We start from the raw sequence: 1,277 nt of genomic DNA on the forward strand, positions 1-1,277 counted from the left end.
CCAATGACGCCTTGTCACTTTCCCGAGTACACCGAACTGCACGAGAGCCCTGATCTGGCCATCCATCATCAGATAGGCATAAATTTGATCGATTCCTTCCGGCAGTTCGATCGAATCCGGATTTCGAGCATCGACCCGAATTCCAAGTGTCCGCGCCAGCCTACGCGGCGCAGCAAGGTCGTCGAAGTCGAGAAGCATCTGCTCAAGCTGATACTGGACGCGGCGACCCGCGACGGGATCGCCCCAGACCTTGCCGAGTTCGATGATCAACTCGGTGAGCGAACCGCCGAACCTGTCCCACCTGGCGGCCAATTGCGCTGGCACCGATAGGCTACCGACCATTAGGCCATCGAAGGCCACCTTGGCGATCTCACGCGCCCATTTGCGCCCTGCCGGGAGCGCGCGAAGTGACTGCGGGTCGATCGAGCGTGAGCCGCTGCCGCAATCCGACGCGGCGTTCCACAACGCGAACCATGCGAGTGCCTCGGAGGCGGTGCCGCCGTTCGCTTCGATCGCTCCATTGGCGTGTGCCGATGCCGGGTGTTTGACCCTGGGATCAGCAGAAAAGCCGCGGGCGATCACGATTTCCGCATCGGCCAGCATCTGCATCGAATTGCGGGTGAGCGAGTTCGGGCTGGCCCGATAGAAAGCGAGCGGCTCGTCGACCATCACCCAATTTTTGCCTAGACGTGCGAGGCGCTGCCATAGATCCCAGTCCTCGCAGGTGCGCAGCGACACATCGAAACCGCCCAACTCGACAATCGTCTCCCGATCGACCAGCAGCGCGTGAGTTCGGATGGCACACCGGCGGGCGAATGTTTCGAAGGGCTGGATCGCAACCTCCGTCGGGATGCTCGGCGGGGTGAGTTCGCCATCGGGCATCACGCGCCGGGAACCGCAATAGGCGGCCACTGCATCGGGAGCGGTTTTCAGCGCGGCCAGCATTTTCGCAAGGAAGCCGGCATCCACCCAATCGTCCGCATCCAGGAACATGAGCCAATGGCCACGCGCTGTCGAAATCCCGCTATTGCGCGCGCCGGCGGCGCTATACGCGCGAGAGCTTAACGTCCGAAATCGGGCATCGCGCTCCACATAACCGGCGATGATCGTGGAGGTCCGGTCAGTGGAGGCGTCGTCGACGACGATCGCCTCCCAATCCGCTATTTCCTGATCGAGAAGGCAATCGAGTGCGCGCGCCAGCGTTGCCTCCGCGTTGTGCGCAGGAACCACGATTGAAACCAAGGGATTATGCGCCACGCCGTCTTACCCGCGCCTGG

The 1,277-nt window shown here is 62.3% G+C and carries 1 protein-coding gene; it reads right to left on the bottom strand.

Annotated elements, in window-relative coordinates; genetic code table 11:
• On the bottom strand, positions 1 to 1,230 hold a 1,230-nt coding region (locus NKH73_RS32505; RefSeq protein WP_352939600.1), incomplete at its 3' end, for a glycosyltransferase family 2 protein.
• Positions 1,231 to 1,277 lie beyond the last annotated feature (47 nt).

This window comes from Mesorhizobium sp. M0938, from assembly GCF_040319125.1.
In the GTDB taxonomy this organism is placed as follows: domain Bacteria; phylum Pseudomonadota; class Alphaproteobacteria; order Rhizobiales; family Rhizobiaceae; genus Mesorhizobium; species Mesorhizobium robiniae.